At 66.9% G+C, this 17,440-nt stretch carries 14 protein-coding genes; 1 reads left to right on the forward strand and 13 read right to left on the reverse strand.

Annotated features, from left to right (window positions below):
• Positions 1 to 93: 93 nt before the first annotated feature.
• On the reverse strand, positions 94 to 1,011 hold the full coding sequence (locus RDCOP1_RS04700; RefSeq protein ID WP_072698968.1) for an RNA polymerase sigma-70 factor: 918 nt from the start codon (positions 1,009 to 1,011) through the stop codon (positions 94 to 96).
• Positions 1,012 to 1,430: 419 nt separating this feature from the next.
• Here RDCOP1_RS04700 and RDCOP1_RS04705 point away from each other — a divergent pair, with 419 nt between their 5' ends.
• Positions 1,431 to 1,937: a hypothetical protein gene (locus RDCOP1_RS04705; protein ID WP_231922932.1), complete on the forward strand. Its 507-nt coding sequence runs from the start codon at positions 1,431 to 1,433 to the stop codon at positions 1,935 to 1,937.
• Between the two features lie 96 nt (positions 1,938 to 2,033).
• Here the strand turns inward: RDCOP1_RS04705 and nuoN are convergent, their stop codons facing one another.
• From nuoN to RDCOP1_RS04765, 12 genes are read right to left on the reverse strand one after another with little or no spacing between them, the layout of a single operon-like run.
• Complete coding sequence (gene nuoN / locus RDCOP1_RS04710) at positions 2,034 to 3,632, reverse strand: NADH-quinone oxidoreductase subunit NuoN (RefSeq protein WP_072698970.1); 1,599 nt, start codon at positions 3,630 to 3,632, stop codon at positions 2,034 to 2,036.
• Complete coding sequence (locus RDCOP1_RS04715) at positions 3,629 to 5,323, reverse strand: NADH-quinone oxidoreductase subunit M (RefSeq protein ID WP_072698971.1); 1,695 nt, start codon at positions 5,321 to 5,323, stop codon at positions 3,629 to 3,631. The genes nuoN and RDCOP1_RS04715 overlap by 4 nt, the downstream gene beginning before the upstream one ends.
• Positions 5,324 to 5,339: 16 nt before the next feature.
• Complete coding sequence (gene nuoL / locus RDCOP1_RS04720; RefSeq protein ID WP_072698972.1) at positions 5,340 to 7,232, reverse strand: NADH-quinone oxidoreductase subunit L; 1,893 nt, start codon at positions 7,230 to 7,232, stop codon at positions 5,340 to 5,342.
• A gap of 60 nt (positions 7,233 to 7,292) precedes the next feature.
• On the reverse strand, positions 7,293 to 7,592 hold the full coding sequence (nuoK, locus tag RDCOP1_RS04725) for an NADH-quinone oxidoreductase subunit NuoK (RefSeq protein WP_072698973.1): 300 nt from the start codon (positions 7,590 to 7,592) through the stop codon (positions 7,293 to 7,295).
• A complete protein-coding gene (locus RDCOP1_RS04730) occupies positions 7,589 to 8,425 on the reverse strand; it encodes an NADH-quinone oxidoreductase subunit J (protein ID WP_072698974.1) in 837 nt (278 codons plus the stop codon). The genes nuoK and RDCOP1_RS04730 overlap by 4 nt, the downstream gene beginning before the upstream one ends.
• Entirely contained in the window at positions 8,422 to 8,973 is a 552-nt protein-coding gene (gene nuoI / locus RDCOP1_RS04735; RefSeq protein WP_072698975.1) for an NADH-quinone oxidoreductase subunit NuoI, read from the reverse strand. The genes RDCOP1_RS04730 and nuoI overlap by 4 nt, the downstream gene beginning before the upstream one ends.
• Positions 8,966 to 10,288, reverse strand: a complete 1,323-nt coding sequence (nuoH, locus tag RDCOP1_RS04740) for an NADH-quinone oxidoreductase subunit NuoH (protein ID WP_072698976.1) — start codon at positions 10,286 to 10,288, stop codon at positions 8,966 to 8,968. Before nuoH ends, nuoI begins: the two co-directional genes overlap by 8 nt.
• Positions 10,285 to 12,729, reverse strand: coding sequence for an NADH-quinone oxidoreductase subunit G (locus tag RDCOP1_RS04745; protein WP_072698977.1), 2,445 nt, complete (start codon positions 12,727 to 12,729; stop codon positions 10,285 to 10,287). Before RDCOP1_RS04745 ends, nuoH begins: the two co-directional genes overlap by 4 nt.
• Complete coding sequence (nuoF, locus tag RDCOP1_RS04750; protein WP_072698978.1) at positions 12,726 to 14,855, reverse strand: NADH-quinone oxidoreductase subunit NuoF; 2,130 nt, start codon at positions 14,853 to 14,855, stop codon at positions 12,726 to 12,728. Before nuoF ends, RDCOP1_RS04745 begins: the two co-directional genes overlap by 4 nt.
• Positions 14,852 to 16,174: an NADH dehydrogenase (quinone) subunit D gene (gene nuoD / locus RDCOP1_RS04755; protein ID WP_072698979.1), complete on the reverse strand. Its 1,323-nt coding sequence runs from the start codon at positions 16,172 to 16,174 to the stop codon at positions 14,852 to 14,854. Before nuoD ends, nuoF begins: the two co-directional genes overlap by 4 nt.
• Positions 16,174 to 16,869 carry an NADH-quinone oxidoreductase subunit C gene (locus tag RDCOP1_RS04760; protein ID WP_072698980.1) on the reverse strand — a complete coding sequence of 232 codons (696 nt, stop codon included), beginning with the start codon at positions 16,867 to 16,869 and terminating at the stop codon, positions 16,174 to 16,176. Before RDCOP1_RS04760 ends, nuoD begins: the two co-directional genes overlap by 1 nt.
• Positions 16,866 to 17,420 carry a NuoB/complex I 20 kDa subunit family protein gene (locus RDCOP1_RS04765; RefSeq protein ID WP_072698981.1) on the reverse strand — a complete coding sequence of 185 codons (555 nt, stop codon included), beginning with the start codon at positions 17,418 to 17,420 and terminating at the stop codon, positions 16,866 to 16,868. Before RDCOP1_RS04765 ends, RDCOP1_RS04760 begins: the two co-directional genes overlap by 4 nt.
• Positions 17,421 to 17,440 lie beyond the last annotated feature (20 nt).

Here is a 17,440-nt window from a genome sequence, read left to right on the forward strand (position 1 = left end):
GATCCCTACGTGGCTCGGGTGAGTGAGCCCTTGTCATCGGAGACAGGACAGGATCGGTGTTTGTGACACGGCTACGGAGATCAGCCGGTCGTTCTACGGTCGTTGCATGTCGCGGAGATGTTGTGCGAGCGCACGAACGTCGGCGACTCGCCCCAGGTGAGCGAGCTTGTCCGGGTTGATCACGACCCGGACCGCCCCGATCCGTCCGTCGGCGATGTCGAAGGTCATGACCTGCACGATGGCCCCACTGTTGTCCCGCACGATCAGACCTGGGTGCCGGTTGATGTCTCGGGGTTCGAGCACCATGCCGACCTGTGCCATCGGCGAGATATACGAGGCGAGCAGACGAAGCACCTTCTCGCTACCCACTACAACCTTGCGCACCGCCGGCGCCTTGCCGCCGCTGTCGGCGACAAGTTGCACGTCGGCGGCCAGCAGGTCGCGAAGACCGCCGACGTCGCCGTCCTGAAACGCCGTGAGGAACCTCGCGGTGAGCCGTTCGTGAGCATGTGGATCGGCATCGAATCGGGCCGCGCCTCGATCGACGTGCCGACGTGCGCGCACCGCAAGCTGCCTGCACGCCGCCTCCGATCGGTCGACGATCTCGGCGATCTCGGCAAACCCGAATCCGAATGCTTCGCGCAGTACGAAGACGGCACGCTCTAGGGGGGTCAGTCGTTCGAGCAGGACGAGCGCCGCCATCGACACCGATTCCGTCAACTCTGCCGAGCGCTGCGGATCGTCGTAGGGCTCGTCGAGCATCGGTTCCGGAAGCCACTCGCCCACATATTGTTCGCGCCGCACGCGGGCCGATTCGAGCACGTTGATCGACACCCTCGTGACGACAGTGGACAGGAACGCGCGAGGCGAGTCCGGGCGGGTTCCGGATGCGTCGTATCGCATCCAGGTTTCCTGGACCGCGTCCTCGGCCTCGGCGACGCTCCCGAGGATGCGGTAGGCGATGGCGAAGAGCAGCGGACGTAGGTCTTCGAACTCTTCGACGGCAGTCACCTCTGCCCCTCCCGTAGATCCGTGTGTTCGATGACAGCACTCCCCCGGGATCAGTGCAACAACGCCGTGGAGGTTCCGGGGCCGTGAAGGTTCCGGGGCCGTGGAGGTTCCGGGGCCGTGGAGCTCCCGGGAAGGAACGCGACCGCAGCAGTCCCGCCCACGGTGCCGGCACCGAAAGATGTCGGCCGTTCGGACTATGGTGGCGCCGTATCGGAGATGCTTCACACCGCACCGACACGGAACGGACTTCCGCCATGACGCCGCCCGTCGTTTCTCCCGCGCACCGGACCTGCTCTCGCGCTGCCACCGTCCGCCTGCCCCGGACACCAGGTGACGGGCCACCGCTCGGCGCGTCCGCGTGCACGACAGCCACCCATGCCTCCCGAACGGTGATTCCCTTCGGCCGCGACGGTGCCGGCATGCCCGTGTCCTGGGATCTGTCGGCCGGACGTAACCTCCTCATCGCACGCGACGAGCGACTCGCCCCGCCGAGTGTGTCCCTCGACCTCGCGGCGATGAGCGTGCTGTCGGGAGGGACCCACGACGTGACCGTGCTCGATCCGCACCGGCGGCATCGGTGGGTGACCGAACTGGGTCCTGGGCAGAGTAGCTCCGCCCGCACGGCCGCGACACCCGAAGACATGACTCGCGTGGTGACCGACCTGGTTTCGGCGCCCGGGACGCGGCCACGAATGTTGCTGGTCTCCGACCTCGCAGCCACCGTCGCGGCTCTCGACCATCGGACCCGCGCTCTGCTCACAGAGGCGGCGGTGACGGCACGCGAGCGACGGCTGACGATCGTGGCGACCACCGCGGACCCCAATCCGCGGTGGTTCCCCGAGCACCTGATCTATGCGTTCGACGACGTCGTCGAACCGCAAGCGGTGCCGGGGCGGTACCGCGAGCCACGGCTGTGGGCACGCTGACGGCGCCGATCTTCGCCTGCCCGCACGCTCTTGGACTGGCCATCCCGCTGGTGATCGCGATCTCCACCGCGTGCACCGCGTCCGACCGGGCATGCGCTACCGCAGGAAGCCGACCGCCTGTTCGGCGAGGCTCAGCATCGGCGAAGGCATGATGCCGAGCAGCACGGTCGTCACCGCCGCGAACGCCACCACCGCGCCGGTGTAGGCGCTCGTCGTCGCGAGTTGCGGCGGGTCGTCGGGCGGATCACGGAAGAACATCAACACGATCACCCGGATGTAGAAGTATGCGGCAATGGCACTGGCCAGCACACCGACGATCACCAACGCCACCGCATCTCCCGCGACCGCCGCCCCGAAGACCGCGAACTTGGCGATGAAACCGCTGGTGAGCGGAATACCGGCGAGAGATAGCAGGAACAGCGCGAACACGGCAGCCAGGGCGGGATACCGCCTGCCGAGACCGGCCCACCGCGACAACTCCCAGGCCTCCCCGTCCGGGTCGCGGACGAGCATGACGACACCGAAGACACCGACTGCACCCACGGCGTAGGCGAACAGATAGAACAGGGTGGACGCCACCCCCACGGCATTCGTGGCCACGACACCCGTGAGCACGAAACCTGTGTGGCTGACGGCCGAGTACGCGAGCATGCGCTTGACGTCGGTCTGGGTCACCGCCAGCACCGCTCCCAGGAGCATCGTCGCGATCGCCACCGCCCACAGGATGGGCCGCCAGTCGTCGCGCAGACCCGGCACCGCGACGTACAGCACCCGCATCAACGCACCGAATGCCGCAATCTTCGTCGCCGCTGCCATGAAGGCGGTTATCGGTGTGGGCGCACCCTGATAGACGTCCGGGGTCCACGAATGAAACGGCACCGCACCGATTTTGAACAACAGGCCGACAGACAACAGACCGACGCCGATCAGGGCTATCGTCTCGTCTCCCGTTCCGGCCGCGACCGCATCAGCGATCCCAGCCAGTTGCACCGTGCCCGCGTATCCGTACAGAAGCGCGATCCCGTAGACGAAGAACGCGGACGAGAAGGCGCCGAGCAGAAAGTATTTCAGCGCCGCTTCCTGGGAGATCAGCCTGCGTCGGCGGGCGAGTCCGCAGAGCAGGTACAGCGGGAGCGACAGGACTTCGAGCGCGACGAACATGGTGAGCAGGTCACCTGCCGCCGGAAACAGCATCATCCCGCCGACCGCGAACAACGCCAGCGGAAATACCTCGGTCCGGGTGACACCCGCCTCGGTCGCTTCTCGCTCGGCGGCGCTGCCGGGTAGCGCAGCAGCCTGCGGTGCGAAGGCGTCGGTGTACACCACGGCCGGGGCCCGAGCCGGGTCCGGAGCGGTGGTGGCGACGCTGCGCTCGGCGATGAGCGCAACGGACAACAGCGCTACCACCAGAATGGATGCCTGCAAGAACAGCGTCGCGCCGTCGATCACGACCGCCCCACCTGCCGTCAGTCCCCGGGTGCGTTTGACCACCACCGCGACCAACGCGAGGGTCAGTCCCCCGAAGCTGAGAGCCAGGTGTGCCGCGTACCGCGCGCGGGACGGAACGAACGCCTCGACGAGCACTCCGACGACCGCAGCCCCGAACACGACGAGCATCGGCATGAGCATGCCGTAGTCGATGTCGGGCGCCGGCAACGACTGTGCGAGTACGGCTCCGCCGTCGAGAGATGTCACTCGTGGGCCCCTTCCTCGATACCGCTGTCCGAACCAGGTTCGGCCACCGGGCTTTCCGCCGGAACTGTCGGTTCCGGCTGAACCAGGTCGACGGAGACCAGCGTTGCGTCGACGGCCGGCGTGATCGCGTCGAGCATCGGCTGTGGGTAGAGGCCGAGGAACAGGAGCAACGCGATCAGCGGTGCCACCACCAACAATTCACGCGGCAGCAGGTCGGTCAACGCGGAGCCGTGCACCTCGGTGGGGTCGGTGCGGACCGGACCGCCCATCATGCGCTGATAGAGCCACAGGATGTAGAGCGCCGAGAGGACCAGCGCCAGGGTCGCGATCACGGCGGCAGCCTGATAGCGGGGATAGGTGCCGACGAAGACGAGGAACTCGCTCACGAACGGGGCCAGACCCGGGAGCGAGAGGGTCGCGAGACCGGCGACGAGGAACGTTCCGGCCAGGACCGGTGCAACCTTCTGCACCCCTCCGTACGCGGCGATCGCACGAGAGCCTCTGCGCGACACCAGGAATCCGGCAATGAGGAACAACGCTGCGGTCGAGATACCGTGGTTGACCATGTACAGCGTCGACCCGGTCTGGCCCTGGGCGGTCATCGCGAAGATACCGAGAACGATGAACCCGAAGTGCGAGATCGAGGTGTAGGCGATCAAGCGCATGAGGTCCGTCTGCCCGATGGCGAGCATCGCGCCGTACACGATCCCGATGACCGCGAGCGTGACCACCAGCGGCGCGAAATACACCGAGGCCTCGGGGAACAACTGCAGGCAGTACCGCAGCATCCCGAACGTACCGACCTTGTCGACCACCGCCATCATGAGCACCGCGGCGACCGGTGTGGTCTGCACCGCGGCGTCGGGCAGCCATCCGTGCAGTGGCCACAACGGCGCCTTGACCGCGAACGCGAACATGAAGCCGAGGAACAGAGCGTTGAGCACCGCGGGCGCGGCACCGAGTTCTCCTGCCGCAGCGGCGTCGCTGATCACCCGGAGGTCGAAGGTGCCCAGTCCCGGCTCGCTTCCCAGTTCCGCCTTTGCGGTCACCACGTAGAGACCGACCATCGCGGCGAGCATGACGAGGCCGCCGAGCAGGTTGTAGAGCAGGAACTTCACGGCCGCGCGCGACCGTGCGGCGCGGTCGCTTCCCCGGCCTCCGAAACCCGCGATGAGGAAGTACATCGGGATGAGCATGGCCTCGAAGAACACATAGAAGAGCAGGACGTCGAGCGTGCTGAACGAGACGAGCACCATCGCCTCGACGACCAGCATCAACGCGACGTAGGTGTGCGCTGCGCGGGGGCGTGACGGCTCCGCCACGCTGCCCCCCGCATCGCGATCGGTGGCCTCGGGGTGGTCGGCGGCACGGCCGTCGTGCCACCCCGCCAGCATCAGCAGCGGTACCAGGACCACGGTGAGCAGGATGAGCACGAGCGCGATGCCGTCGATGCCGAGGCGATACGCGGACCCGAAAGACGGTATCCACGGCTGAGATTCGACGTACTGGTACCTCTCGCCGTTCGGGGAGAATCCGACGGCCAGGAAGATGCCGACGAGCAGCACGGCTACTGCCGTTCCGAGTCCGAGCACTCTTGCGGCGGAGGACATCCGGGCGGGCAGAGCGAAGACGAGCGCTGCGCCGATCAGCGGGAGGACCCACAGGATCGTCAGCCAGGGCACGGTGGTCACGAGCGGCTCACCCCCATCACATTCTCACCAGCATCAGGGCGCCGACGATGATCGTCGCGCCGGCGAACATGTAGAGGGCGTACGAACGGACGAATCCGGTCTGCAGCAGTCGTAGTCCGCGGGACAAACCCCTCACGGCCGCTGCCGTTCCGGTGACCGATCCGTCGATCCCGCGGCTCTCGACCTGCTCGAGTCCGTCGACCGCCACCCGGCCCGGCCGCATGAAGACCGCTTCGTTCACGGTGTCGCCGTAGAGGTCGCGGCGAGCGGCGGTCGTGAACGACGACACGTCGGCGGGCGCGGACTCGGCCACCGGCCTCGTCGCGTACTGCCGGTACGCCGCATAGACGCCGGCTGCGACCACCGCGAGGGTGAGAACCGTGACGAGCCACACCGGCAACCCACCACCGTGGGGCGCCTCCCCGACTACAGGTTCGAGCCAGTGTTCGAGGTTGCCGCCCGCCACCAGCGCGCCGCCTGCACCCACCGAGCCGACGGCGAGCACGATCATCGGCCACGTCATGATCCGTGGCGCCTCGTGGGGGTCGACACTTGCCTCCCAGCGTCGTTCCCCGAAGAACGTCATGATCATCACGCGGCTCATATAGAAGGCGGTCAATCCCGCGCCGAGCAGCGCCGCGATTCCGAGTACCGCTCCGAGCCAACCGCCCTCGGCGAACGCGACTTCGATGATCTTGTCCTTGGAGAAAAAGCCGGAGAACGGTGGAACTCCGATGATCGCGAGATAGCCGAGGCCGAACGTGACGAAGGTGACGGGCATGACCGCACGCAGCCCACCGAATCGCCGCATGTCGGTCTCATCGTTCATCGCGTGCATCACCGAGCCGGCTCCGAGGAACAATCCGGCCTTGAAGAACCCGTGGGTGAGCAGATGCAGGATCGCGAAGACGCATCCGGCCGGCCCCAGCCCGGCGGCGAGCACCATGTATCCGATCTGGCTCATCGTGGAAGCGGCGAGTGCCTTCTTGATGTCGTCCTTCGCGCAGCCGATGATCGCGCCGAACAAGAGCGTCGCGGCCCCGACGAGCACCACCACCAGCCGGGCGGCGGGCGCGGCCTCGAAGATCGCGTTCGCTCGGACGATGAGGTAGACACCGGCGGTCACCATCGTTGCCGCGTGGATGAGCGCGGAGACCGGGGTCGGGCCTTCCATCGCGTCGCCGAGCCACGATTGCAGCGGCAGCTGTGCCGATTTCGCACAGGCGGCAAGCAACAACGTCAAGCCCAGTGCGGTGGCGACCCCTTCGCTCGCATCGGGGACGGCCGCGAACACGGCGTCGTATTCGAGGGTGCCGAAGGTGGCGAACATGATCATGAGTGCGACGAGAAGTCCCATGTCGCCCACGCGGTTGACCACGAACGCCTTCTTCGCGGCGGTCGCGGCGGACGGCTTGTACTGCCAGAACCCGATGAGCAGATACGACGCGAGGCCGACACCCTCCCAGCCGAGGTACAGGACGAGGAAGTTGTCGGCGAGAACGAGCACCAGCATCGCCGCGAGAAACAGGTTGAGGTAGGCGAAGAACTTCCGCCGCGCGGGATCGTGAGCCATGTACCCGACGGAGTAGAAGTGGATCAGCGTCCCCACCCCGGTGATGAGCAACACGAAACACACCGACAACTGGTCGATCCGCAGACCCATGTCGACTTGGAGTTGCCCGACGGACACCCACTCGAAGAGGGTCTGCCGGGCGCTGCGTGCGTCGGCGTCCGCACCGAGCATCTCGGCGAACACCGCGGCGCCGAGCACGAACGACACGAGCGCGGTGCCGCATCCCAGCAGGTGACCCCAGCGGTCGCTGCGCCGCCCCGCGAGGAGCAGCACCACAGCCCCCAGCAGGGGAATAGCAGGAATCAACCAGAGTGCCGAGGAAGGAAACGAAGTCATGTCGTGTCTCCTCTCGGCGCGTCGTGGTTCGTCACTCTCACCGTCCTTTGGGGGCGACCGTCAGTACCTGAGCAGATCGGCGTTGTCGACCGAGGCGGAACGGCGGGTCCGGAAGATCGTGACGATGATCGCGAGACCCACCACCACCTCGGCCGCAGCGACCACCATCGTGAAGAATGCGAAGACCTGGCCATGGAGATTGCCGTGCATCCTGGCGAACGTGACGAACGCCAGGTTCGCTGCGTTCAGCATGAGTTCGATACACATGAACACCACGATCGCGTTGCGTCGCAACAGCACTCCGGATGCGCCGATCGTGAACAGCAACGCCGAGAGGTACAGATAGTTCTCGGGGTTCATCGCGTCTCCCCCTCGCCACGGCCGTCTCCGGCGTTCTTCTCGCCACCGAGGCCTTCGTCCGCAGGGCCGGAGACGCCGAGATCATCGTGCCCCCAGTTTCGTCCGATGCGACGTAGCAGCGGACCGACGGAGTTCTCCGCGAACGAACCGTCGGGAAGCAGAGCGGGCACGTCGGCCGCGTTGTGGCGCGCGTAGACACCGGGTCCGGGAAGCGGTGTCACCCGGCCGCCCGTCCGGAACCGCTCCTCGGAGAGTTCCCGCTGAGTGCGCCGCGGACGGAGCCGTTCCCGGTGCGCGAGCACCATGGCTCCGAGAGTCGCGGTGATCAGCAGAGCACCGGTCAGTTCGAATGCCCACACGTAGTCCAGGAACAGCAGGACGGCCAGTTCTTCGACGTTGCCGGACGCGTCGGCGGCATCGAAGCCGACGAACCCCCTCATCGCTGCGTTTCCGAGGCCGGCGATCAGCAGCACTCCGAATCCGACTCCCACGGCTACGGCGAGAACTCTTTGTGCACGCAATGTTTCGACGAGCGAGTCGGACGAGTCGATGCCCACGAGCATGAGCACGAACAGGAACAACATCATGACGGCGCCGGTGTACACGACGATCTGTACGACACCGAGGAACAACGCTCCCTGGGCGATGTACAGGACGGCGAGGACGACCATGGTCATAGCGAGGAAGACCGCCGAGTACACAGCCTTGGCTGCCCCGACCACTCCGAGGGCGCCGACCACCGCAACGGTGGCGAGGATCCAGAACTGCACTTCTTCGCCGGTCGAGGTCTGGGTGAGTTCCTGGGCGAGCAGCACAGTTCCCGTCGAATTCATGACGGTTGTCCGTCGGTCGGTGCCGCCGGATCGGCGGCGTCGGCCGGCGAGACGGTGCCGGTGTAGTAGTCGTCGGCGGTGGTCCCCGGCGCCATCGGATGCGGTGGGGGCCGCATGCCCTCTTCCAGCGGCGCGAGGAGTCGGCCCTTGTCGTAGATGAGGTCGGTGCGATTGTCGTCGACCATCTCGTAGTCGTTCGTCATCGTCAGGGCGCGGGTCGGACATGCTTCGATGCACAGCCCGCAGCCGATACAGCGAAGGTAGTTGATCTGGTAGACACGTCCGAATCGTTCACCGGGCGAGAATCGTTCGTCCTCGGTGTTGTCGGCGCCCTCGACGTAGATCGCGTCTGCCGGGCACGCCCACGCGCACAGTTCGCACCCGATGCATTTCTCGAGGCCGTCCGCATACCGGTTGAGTTGGTGCCGGCCGTGGAAGCGCTCCGCGGTCGGATTCTTCTCCTCCGGGTAGAACTCGGTGTTGGGCTTCTTGAACATCGTCGAGAAGGTCACGCCGAAACCCGCGAGTGGGCCGAGGAATTCAGACATTGCTCTCCTCCTGCTTTACGGCCTGCACACTTTCGTGCTGTCGGCCGGGCAACGGCGGCACCGGGAATCCTCCCGCGAGCGGATCGTGCCGGCCCTCCGCCTCGGGTGTGCCGGTATCCGGGTCGCCACGCGGCTCTGCGGTGCGACGCCATCGATATCCGAGGTAGCCGAGTGAGATCGCCGAGACCACGAGTCCGGCGATGACGAGCGACGCGGTGGCAGGGAGTCGTCCCTCGTCGGCGAGCAGGACGATGACCGCCACGATCATGACCCACACCACGGCGATCGGGATGAGCACCTTCCATCCCAGGGCCATGAACTGGTCGTACCGCAACCTCGGGAGGGTGGCCCGCAGCCACACGAAGACGAACAGCACCAGCCAGATCTTCACGACGAACCACAGCAACGGCCACCATCCGCTGTTGGCTCCGTCCCAGATGCTCAGCGGCCACGGGGCACGCCAGCCGCCGAGGAACAACGTCGTGGCCAGCGCGGACACGGTGATCATGTTGACGTACTCGGCGAGCATGAACATCGCGAACCGCAGCGACGAGTACTCCGTGTGGAACCCGCCGACGAGTTCGCCTTCGGCCTCCGGGAGATCGAACGGTGCTCTGTTGGTCTCACCGACCATCGACACGCAGTAGATGAGGAAGGCCGGGAGCAGGAGCAGTGCGTACCAGATTCCCGTCTGCTCGGCGACGATCCCGGATGTCGACATGGTGCCTGCCAACAGGAACACCGCCGCGAAGCACAGGCCCATCGCGATCTCGTACGAAATGACCTGGGCCGTCGAGCGCAGCCCACCGAGCAGCGGGTACGTCGATCCCGACGCCCACCCTGCGAGCACGATGCCGTAGACCCCGATCGAGGTGACGGCGAGGATGTAGAGCACCGCGACGGGCAGGTCCGTCAGTTGCAGCGGTGTGCGCTCCCCGAACACCGAGACCACGGGCCCGAACGGGATGACGGCGAATGCCATCAGCGCGGGGGCGGTCGCGATCACCGGCGCCAGCAGATAGAGCGGTTTGTCCACGCCGCTGGGCGTGATTCCTTCCTTCAGGCCGAGCTTGATGCCGTCCGCGACGGTTTGCAGCAGCCCTTTCGGCCCGACCCGGTCCGGCCCGACCCGCATCTGCATCCACGCCATGATCTTGCGTTCGACGAGGATCAACACGAGCGTGGTGAGCACCAGGAACGCGAAGATCAGTAGGGCCTTGGCGATCACGAGCCACCACGGGTCGATCCCGAACATCGACAGGTCGACTTCACGTGCTGTCGGAACCACCACTGCGCCGGAGACCGTCACCGTCATTGCGGTACCTCCGTTTCCGGCTGGGCGGCACGGATGCCGACCACGGCGCCGGCAGTCACCGCGAGGTGTTCGTGGACGCCCGCGCCCCGCGACGCCGTCGGAAGCCACACCACCCGTTCGGGAAGCGCATCCACGACGAGGGGCAACGTGATCTCGCCGCGGTCGGTGAAGACCGTGACCGGCTCGCCACCCCGGGCGCCGATCTCGGCAGCCGTCGACGCGGACAGTCGCACGACCGGTGCTCGCGCCGTCCCGGCGAGGTTGGGCTCCCCGTCCTGTAGCCGTCCCGCGTCGAGCAGCATGCGCCAGGTCGCGAGAACCGCTTCGCCGAGAACCGGTCGTCGTCGGTCGGTGGCGGCGACGTCGGGAAGGGGCGCCGCCGGTACCGGCCACTCTCCGAGACGCTTGAGTTCCGTTCGCGCCGAATCTGTTTCGGACGCACCGAGATCGACGTCCATGGCATCGGCGATCGCGTGCAGAACACGCCGGTCGGGCATCGCATCGGAGTCGCGCAGGGCTGCTGCGAACGGACGTGGCCGACCCTCCCAGTCGACGAACGTGCCGGACTTCTCGGCCACCGGCGCGACGGGAAACACGACGTCGGCGAGATCGGTGACCTCGCTGCGCCGCACCTCGAGACTGACGACGAAGGGCGCCGCCGCGAGTGCGGCCCGCGCCGCGTCGGGGTCGGGTAGGTCGGCGAGTTCGACGCCGGCGACGACGAGAGCGCCGAGGTTTCCTGCCGCAGCCGCCTCGAGGATCGTGGCGGTGTCGCGACCCGGGGCCTCGGGGAGCGCGTCCCCGGAGTCCAGGTTCCACGCCGCCGCGACCTCACGTCGCGCATCCGCGTCGGTGACGGAACGGCCACCCGGAAGCAGCGTCGGGAAGGCGCCCGCATCGAGGGCCCCTCGTTCGCCGGCGCGGCGGGGGATCCACGCCAGGCGTGCACCGGTGGCGTCGGCGAGACGGGTAGCAGCGGTGAGCCCGCCCGGCGCACCAGCGAGACGCTCTCCGACGACGATGACCGCTCCGGCGCGGCGCAGAGCGTCGATGCCCGACGGGTCTCCTTCGCGCAACGCATCGAGCAGTTCGGCTTCTCGACCGGGTACGCATTCGAGTAGGCGGGCGCCGAGTTTCGTGGCGCCCGCGCCTGCATACGGCGCCATCGTCCACACCGCGGTCTTCCCGCTCCGGACGGCTTTGTGCAACCGGAGGAACACGATCGGCGATTCCTCTTCGGGTTCGAAGCCCACCAGCAGAACCACCGGTGCTCGTTCCAGGTCGCGGTAGGTCACGCCGATTCCTCGCGCGGCGACACGAGTGGTCAGGAACTGTGTTTCCTCCGCCGAGTGGTCACGAGCCCGGAAGTCGATGTCGTTGGTAGCGAGCGATACTCGGGCGAACTTCGCGTACGCGTACGCGTCCTCTCGGGTGAGTCGCCCGCCTGCCAGTACCCCGGCCGACCCGCGCGCGGCCGTCAGACCGCGCGCCGCCACGGCCAGCGCCATCGGCCACGACGCGGGGACGAGTTCACCCGAGTCGTCGCGCACGAGTGGGCCGGTGAGCCGGTCGGGTTCGGTGGCGTAGGTGAACGCCCACCGGCCCTTGTCGCAATTCCATTCCTCGTTGACCTCCGGGTCGTCGCCGGCGAGGCGGCGGAGCACCACACCGCGACGATGGTCGGTGCGCTGCGCACACCCACTGGCGCAGTGTTCGCACACGCTCGGACTGGACACGAGATCGAACGGCCTCGCCCGGAATCGGTAGGTGGCGCCGGTGAGCGCGCCGACCGGGCAGATCTGCACGGTGTTTCCAGAGAAATACGACTCGAACGGTTCCTCCGGGTAGATGCCGACCTGTTGCCGGGCACCACGTTCGAGCATGTCGACGAGGGGATCGCCGGCAATCTGTGCCGAGAACCGGGTGCAGCGCGCACACAGGACGCAACGTTCGCGATCGAGCAGGACCTGCGACGAGATCGCGATCGGCTTGGGAAAAGTGCGCTTCTCTTCGACGTAGCGTGATTCCGCGCGGCCGTTGCTCAGAGCCTGGTTCTGCAGCGGGCACTCGCCGCCCTTGTCGCACACCGGACAGTCGAGCGGGTGGTTGATGAGCAGCAGTTCCATGACTCCGCGCTGCGCCTTGTCCGCGACGGGTGAGGTGGCCTGGGTACGGACGACCATTCCGTCGGTGACGACGGTGGTGCACGACGCCAGGGGTTTGCGCTGCCCTTCGACGTCCACGAGGCACTGACGGCACGCTCCGACGGGATCGAGCAGCGGGTGGTCGCAGAAACGAGGGATCTGCACGCCGACGAGTTCTGCGGCACGGATCACCAATGTGCCTTTGGCAACCCGAATTTCGATGTCGTCGATGGTGACGGTCACTTGGTCGTCCGTCGGCGCGGCGCCGGCGGGATCCGTTCCCGGAGCTGTGGTCATCGAGTCTCCTCGCGTGCTGCGCCGGCGCCGAGCGTGGCGCTGTGCGGATCGAAGGGGCAGCGACCCTGTTCCACGTGTGCGCGGTATTCGTCGCGGAAGTAGGCGATCGACGAGGTGATCGGGCTCGTTGCACCGTCGCCGAGAGCGCAGAACGCCCGGCCGAGGATGTTGTCGGAGATGTCGAGCAGGGTGGCGAGGTCTTCCTCGGTGCCGCGGCCCGTCTCGAGCCGGTCGAGGATCTGCACGAGCCACCACGTCCCTTCGCGGCAGGGCGTGCATTTCCCGCACGACTCGTGCGCGTAGAACTCGCTCCAGCGCAGTACCGTGCGCACGACGCACGTGGTCTCGTCGAAGATCTGCAGAGCGCGCGTACCCAGCATCGATCCGGCGGCGGCGACGCTTTCGTAGTCGAGCGGGGTGTCGAGGTGTTCGTCGGTGAGGATCGGTGTGGACGAACCGCCCGGGGTCCAGAACTTGAGCTTGTGGCCTTCGCGTACGCCGCCCGCGTGGTCGAGCAGTTCCCGCAGGGTGATGCCGAGGGGCGCCTCGTACTGGCCCGGCGTGGTGACGTGCCCGGAGAGGGAGAACAGCGCGAACCCCGGCGACTTCTCGGTCCCCATGGACCGGTACCACTCGACTCCGTTGCGGATGATCGGCGGCACGTTCGCAATGGACTCGACGTTGTTGACCACGGTCGGGCACGCATACAGTCCCGCGACCGCGGGGAACGGCGGCCGCAGCCGTGGTTGCCCTCGACGGCCTTCGAGCGAGTCGAGCAGCGCCGTCTCCTCCCCGCAGATGTAGGCACCGGCACCGGCGTGCACGACGAGATCGAGGTCGTAGCCGGAGCCGAGGATGTCGCGTCCGAGGTATCCGGCGTCGTATGCCTCGGCAACGGCGGCCTGCATCCGTCTCAGTACGGGGACAGCCTCACCGCGCAGGTAGACGAACGCGTGCCGCGCGCGGATCGCATAGGCCGCGATGATCGCGCCCTCGATCAGCGCGTGCGGGGTTGCGAACATGAACGGGATGTCCTTGCAGGTGCCGGGCTCGGATTCGTCGGCGTTGACGACGAGATAGTGCGGCTTGTCGTCGCCCTGCGGAATGAACGACCACTTGGTGCCGGTGGAGAATCCCGCTCCGCCGCGGCCGCGCAGACCTGCGTCCTTGACCGCCGACACCACGTCGTCGGGGTCCATGCCCAGCGCGATCGGCAGTGCCTCGTATCCGTGATGACGCCGGTAGGTGTCGAGCGTCCACGCCCGGTCTTCGTCCCAGTAGCCGGTGAGCACGGGCGTCAGTGCGGTCCCGACGTTGCCGAGGTCCCCGTCGTCGGCACCGGGCGCCGGCGGCGCGGTCATGTCTTTGGCCCGCGCGACGCGCAGCCCGGCCAACGAAGCCTCTCCGGCGCTGCCGCCCGCGGGGAGCGCGTCGGCGCGTTCGTCGGGGAATCCGGCAAGCAACCGCGATGTGTCGCGGAAGCTGGTCAGTGGCGCGCCCCGGGTGGGGAGCGGAGGTTTCCCGGCGCGGAGACCGTCGACGAGTGCGACTGCGGATTCGACGGTCCGGTTGTCGAACAGTTCCCAGTTGACGGTCATCACCGGCGCGAAATCGCAGGCTGCGTTGCACTCGATGTGTTCGAGGGTCACCGTGCCGTCCGGCGTGGTCTCGCCGTTGGCGACGCCGAGATGCTCCCGCACAGTCTCGAAGATTTCGTCGCCGCCCATCACGGCACACAGGGCGTTCGTGCACACCCCGACGTGGTAGGTCCCTGTGGGCTTGCGGCGGTACATTCCGTAGAAGGTGGCGACCGCGGCGACCTCGGCGCCCGTCAAGCCGAGTTGCTCGGCGCAGAAGTCGATTCCGGCTGGGGTGATGTAGCTGTCCTCGGCCTGGACGAGGTGCAGCAGAGGAAGAAGAGCGGAGCGGGCGTGCGGGTAACGTCCGACGATCTCGGCGGCGTCCGAGTCGAGCCGGGCGCGCACATCCTCGGGATAGCTGCGCCGCGCGCCCGGGCGAACGAGCGCGGCGTCTTCGTCGGGTCGTGGCCCCAGCGGCAGGAAGACCGGTGCCGGGCGTTCGGTGGGTTCGGTGGTGTCTTCGCCTCGTACGTATCCGGTGCTCATCGGTCCACTCCGCCCATGACCGGATCGATGCTCGCGAGCGAGGCGATGACGTCGGAGACCATGCCGCCTTCGCACATCGCCGCGACCGCTTGGAGATTGGTGAAGGACGGATCGCGATAGTGCACCCGGTAGGGCCGGGTGCCGCCGTCGCTGACCATGTGTACCCCCAGTTCGCCGCGCGGCGATTCGACCGAGACGTACACCTGCCCGGCGGGCACGCGTAGTCCTTCGGTGACGAGCTTGAAGTGGTGGATCAGTCCCTCCATGGAGGTGCCCATGATCCGGCGGATGTGCTCCGGTGAATTGCCGAGGCCGTCGCTGCCGCTGGTGAGCTGGGAGGGCCAGGCAATCTTCTTGTCCTCCACCATCACCGGGCCGGGACGGAGCCGGTCGAGGCACTGTTCGACGATCTTCAGTGACTCCTTCATCTCCGCGATGCGGATGCGGTATCTGCCGTAGCAGTCGCTCCCCGAGTCGGTGGGGACGTCGAATTCGTAGTTTTCGTATCCGCAGTACGGTTGCGCTTTGCGCAGGTCGTGGGGAAGCCCGGTCGAGCGCAGGATGGGTCCGGTGACGCCGAGCGCCATGCACCCGGTGAGGTCGAGGTATCCGATGCCCCGGGTCCGCGAGATGAAGATCGGATTGTCGTCGAGCAGCATTTCCATGTCGCGGATGCGGGACGGGAGGATCGCCAGCAGGTCGCGAATCCGGGGGATCGCATCGGATGGGAGGTCCTGTACCAGCCCCCCGGGCCGGATGTAGGCGTGGTTCATCCGCAGGCCGGTGATGGCTTCGAAGACGTCGAGGATCAGTTCGCGCTCACGGAATCCGAACAGCATCGGCGTGGTGGCGCCGAGTTCCATGCCGCCGGTGGCGAGCGCCACCAGGTGCGAGGAGATCCGGTTGAGTTCCATGAGGAGCACCCGGATCACGTTCGCGCGCTCGGGAACGAGGTGGGTGATGTCGAGCAGTTTCTCGACGCCCAGGCAATACGCCGCTTCGTTGAAGAACGGCGCGAGGTAGTCCATTCGGGTGACGAAGGTGACGCCCTGGGTCCAGTTGCGGTATTCGAGGTTCTTCTCGATCCCGGTGTGCAGGTAGCCGATGCTGCACCGGGCTTCGGTGACGGTTTCGCCGTCGATCTCCAGGACGAGTCGGAGGACGCCGTGTGTGGAGGGGTGCTGGGGACCCATGTTCACCACGATGTGGTCTTCGCCGGCCGCAGCGGCGGCGGTGACGACCTCGTCCCAGTCCTGACCCGAGGTGGTGAGGATGGTTTCCTCGCGTGCGGAGCCGGAAGTCGTTGTGTGGTCGCTCATCAGCTGTAGGCCCTCCGTTCGTCCGGAGGCGCGATGGTGGCGCCCTTGTACTCCACGGGGATTCCGCCGAGGGGATAGTCCTTGCGCTGGGGATGGCCCCGCCAATCGTCGGGCATCTCGATGCGGGTCAAGGCGGGATGACCGTCGAAGCAGATCCCGAAGAAGTCGTAGGTTTCGCGCTCGTGCCAATCGTTCGTCGGATAGATGTCGTAGAGCGAAGGGATGTGCGGATCCGTCTCGGGGGCGGCGACTTCGAGCCGGAGTCTCAGATTGTGAGTGATGGACATGAGTGCATAGACGGCGTGCAGTTCCCGCCCGGTCTCTTCGGGATAGTGCACCCCGCTCACGCCCAGGCACAGTTCGAAACGCAGGGCGGGATGGTTGCGTAGTTCGAGTGCGACGCGTGGCAGGTGCTGCCGGCGCACGTGGATCGTCATCTCGTCGCGGAAGACGACGATCTTCTCGACTGCCTCGGCGAACCCTGCCCCTGAGGAAGCGCCGAGGGCATCTTCGAGTGCGTCGGCGAGGTCGTCGAAACAGCTTCCGTACGGGCGCGGCGAACTGCCGGGGAGGCTGATGCGTCGTACGAGACGCCCGTATCCGGAGGTGTCGCCGCTGCCGCGGGCACCGAACATGCCGCGCCGGACGTCGATCTGTTCGCGGCCGGTGTTCTCGGGGTCGTGGTCGGTGGTCATCGGCGCGGCACCGTCAGTTCGATGAGCGGCCGCGCGGACAGGGCCGCCTCTTCGGCAGCGCGCACGGCTTCTTCCCGGTTGGCACCCAAGGGCATTCGCGCGATCTTCTCGTGCAGCGCGAGGATCGCGTTGATCAGCATTTCGGGGCGCGGAGGGCATCCCGGCAGGTAGATGTCGACGGGCACCACGTGGTCGACGCCCTGGACGATCGCGTAGTTGTTGAACATGCCGCCGGAGGAGGCGCACACCCCCATCGCCAGCACCCACTTGGGTTCGACCATCTGGTCGTACACCTGCCGCAACGCCGGCGCCATCTTCTGACTGACCCGTCCGGCGACGATCATGACATCTGCCTGCCGGGGAGAGGCGCGGAACGCTTCCATGCCGAATCGGGCGAGGTCGTAGCGTCCTCCGGCGGTCGACATCATCTCGATCGCGCAGCACGCGAGACCGAAGGACGCCGGCCACAGCGAGCCCTTGCGTGCGAATCCCGCGAGAGCTTCCACCGTGCTCAGCAGAAAACCGCTCGGCACCTTCTCTTCGAGACCCATGCTCGACTCCTACCACTTCC

Origin of the sequence: Rhodococcus coprophilus NBRC 100603, assembly GCF_001895045.1 — a bacterium.
Taxonomy (GTDB): Bacteria; Actinomycetota; Actinomycetes; order Mycobacteriales; family Mycobacteriaceae; genus Rhodococcus; species Rhodococcus coprophilus.

Excerpts from the sequence above, each read along its gene's own strand:
- RDCOP1_RS04745 (WP_072698977.1), bottom strand. The coding sequence starts at position 12,729 with ATGACCACAGCTCCGGGAACGGATCCCGCCGGCGCCGCGCCGACGGAC.
- nuoK (WP_072698973.1), bottom strand. The coding sequence starts at position 7,592 with ATGAACCCCGAGAACTATCTGTACCTCTCGGCGTTGCTGTTCACGATC.
- RDCOP1_RS04730 (WP_072698974.1), bottom strand. The coding sequence starts at position 8,425 with ATGAATTCGACGGGAACTGTGCTGCTCGCCCAGGAACTCACCCAGACC.
- nuoF (WP_072698978.1), bottom strand. The coding sequence starts at position 14,855 with ATGAGCACCGGATACGTACGAGGCGAAGACACCACCGAACCCACCGAA.
- nuoD (WP_072698979.1), bottom strand. The coding sequence starts at position 16,174 with ATGAGCGACCACACAACGACTTCCGGCTCCGCACGCGAGGAAACCATC.
- nuoL (WP_072698972.1), bottom strand. The coding sequence starts at position 7,232 with ATGACTTCGTTTCCTTCCTCGGCACTCTGGTTGATTCCTGCTATTCCC.
- RDCOP1_RS04760 (WP_072698980.1), bottom strand. The coding sequence starts at position 16,869 with ATGACCACCGACCACGACCCCGAGAACACCGGCCGCGAACAGATCGAC.
- RDCOP1_RS04705 (WP_231922932.1), top strand. The coding sequence starts at position 1,431 with ATGCCCGTGTCCTGGGATCTGTCGGCCGGACGTAACCTCCTCATCGCA.
- nuoH (WP_072698976.1), bottom strand. The coding sequence starts at position 10,288 with ATGACGGTGACGGTCTCCGGCGCAGTGGTGGTTCCGACAGCACGTGAA.
- RDCOP1_RS04765 (WP_072698981.1), bottom strand. The coding sequence starts at position 17,420 with ATGGGTCTCGAAGAGAAGGTGCCGAGCGGTTTTCTGCTGAGCACGGTG.
- nuoI (WP_072698975.1), bottom strand. The coding sequence starts at position 8,973 with ATGTCTGAATTCCTCGGCCCACTCGCGGGTTTCGGCGTGACCTTCTCG.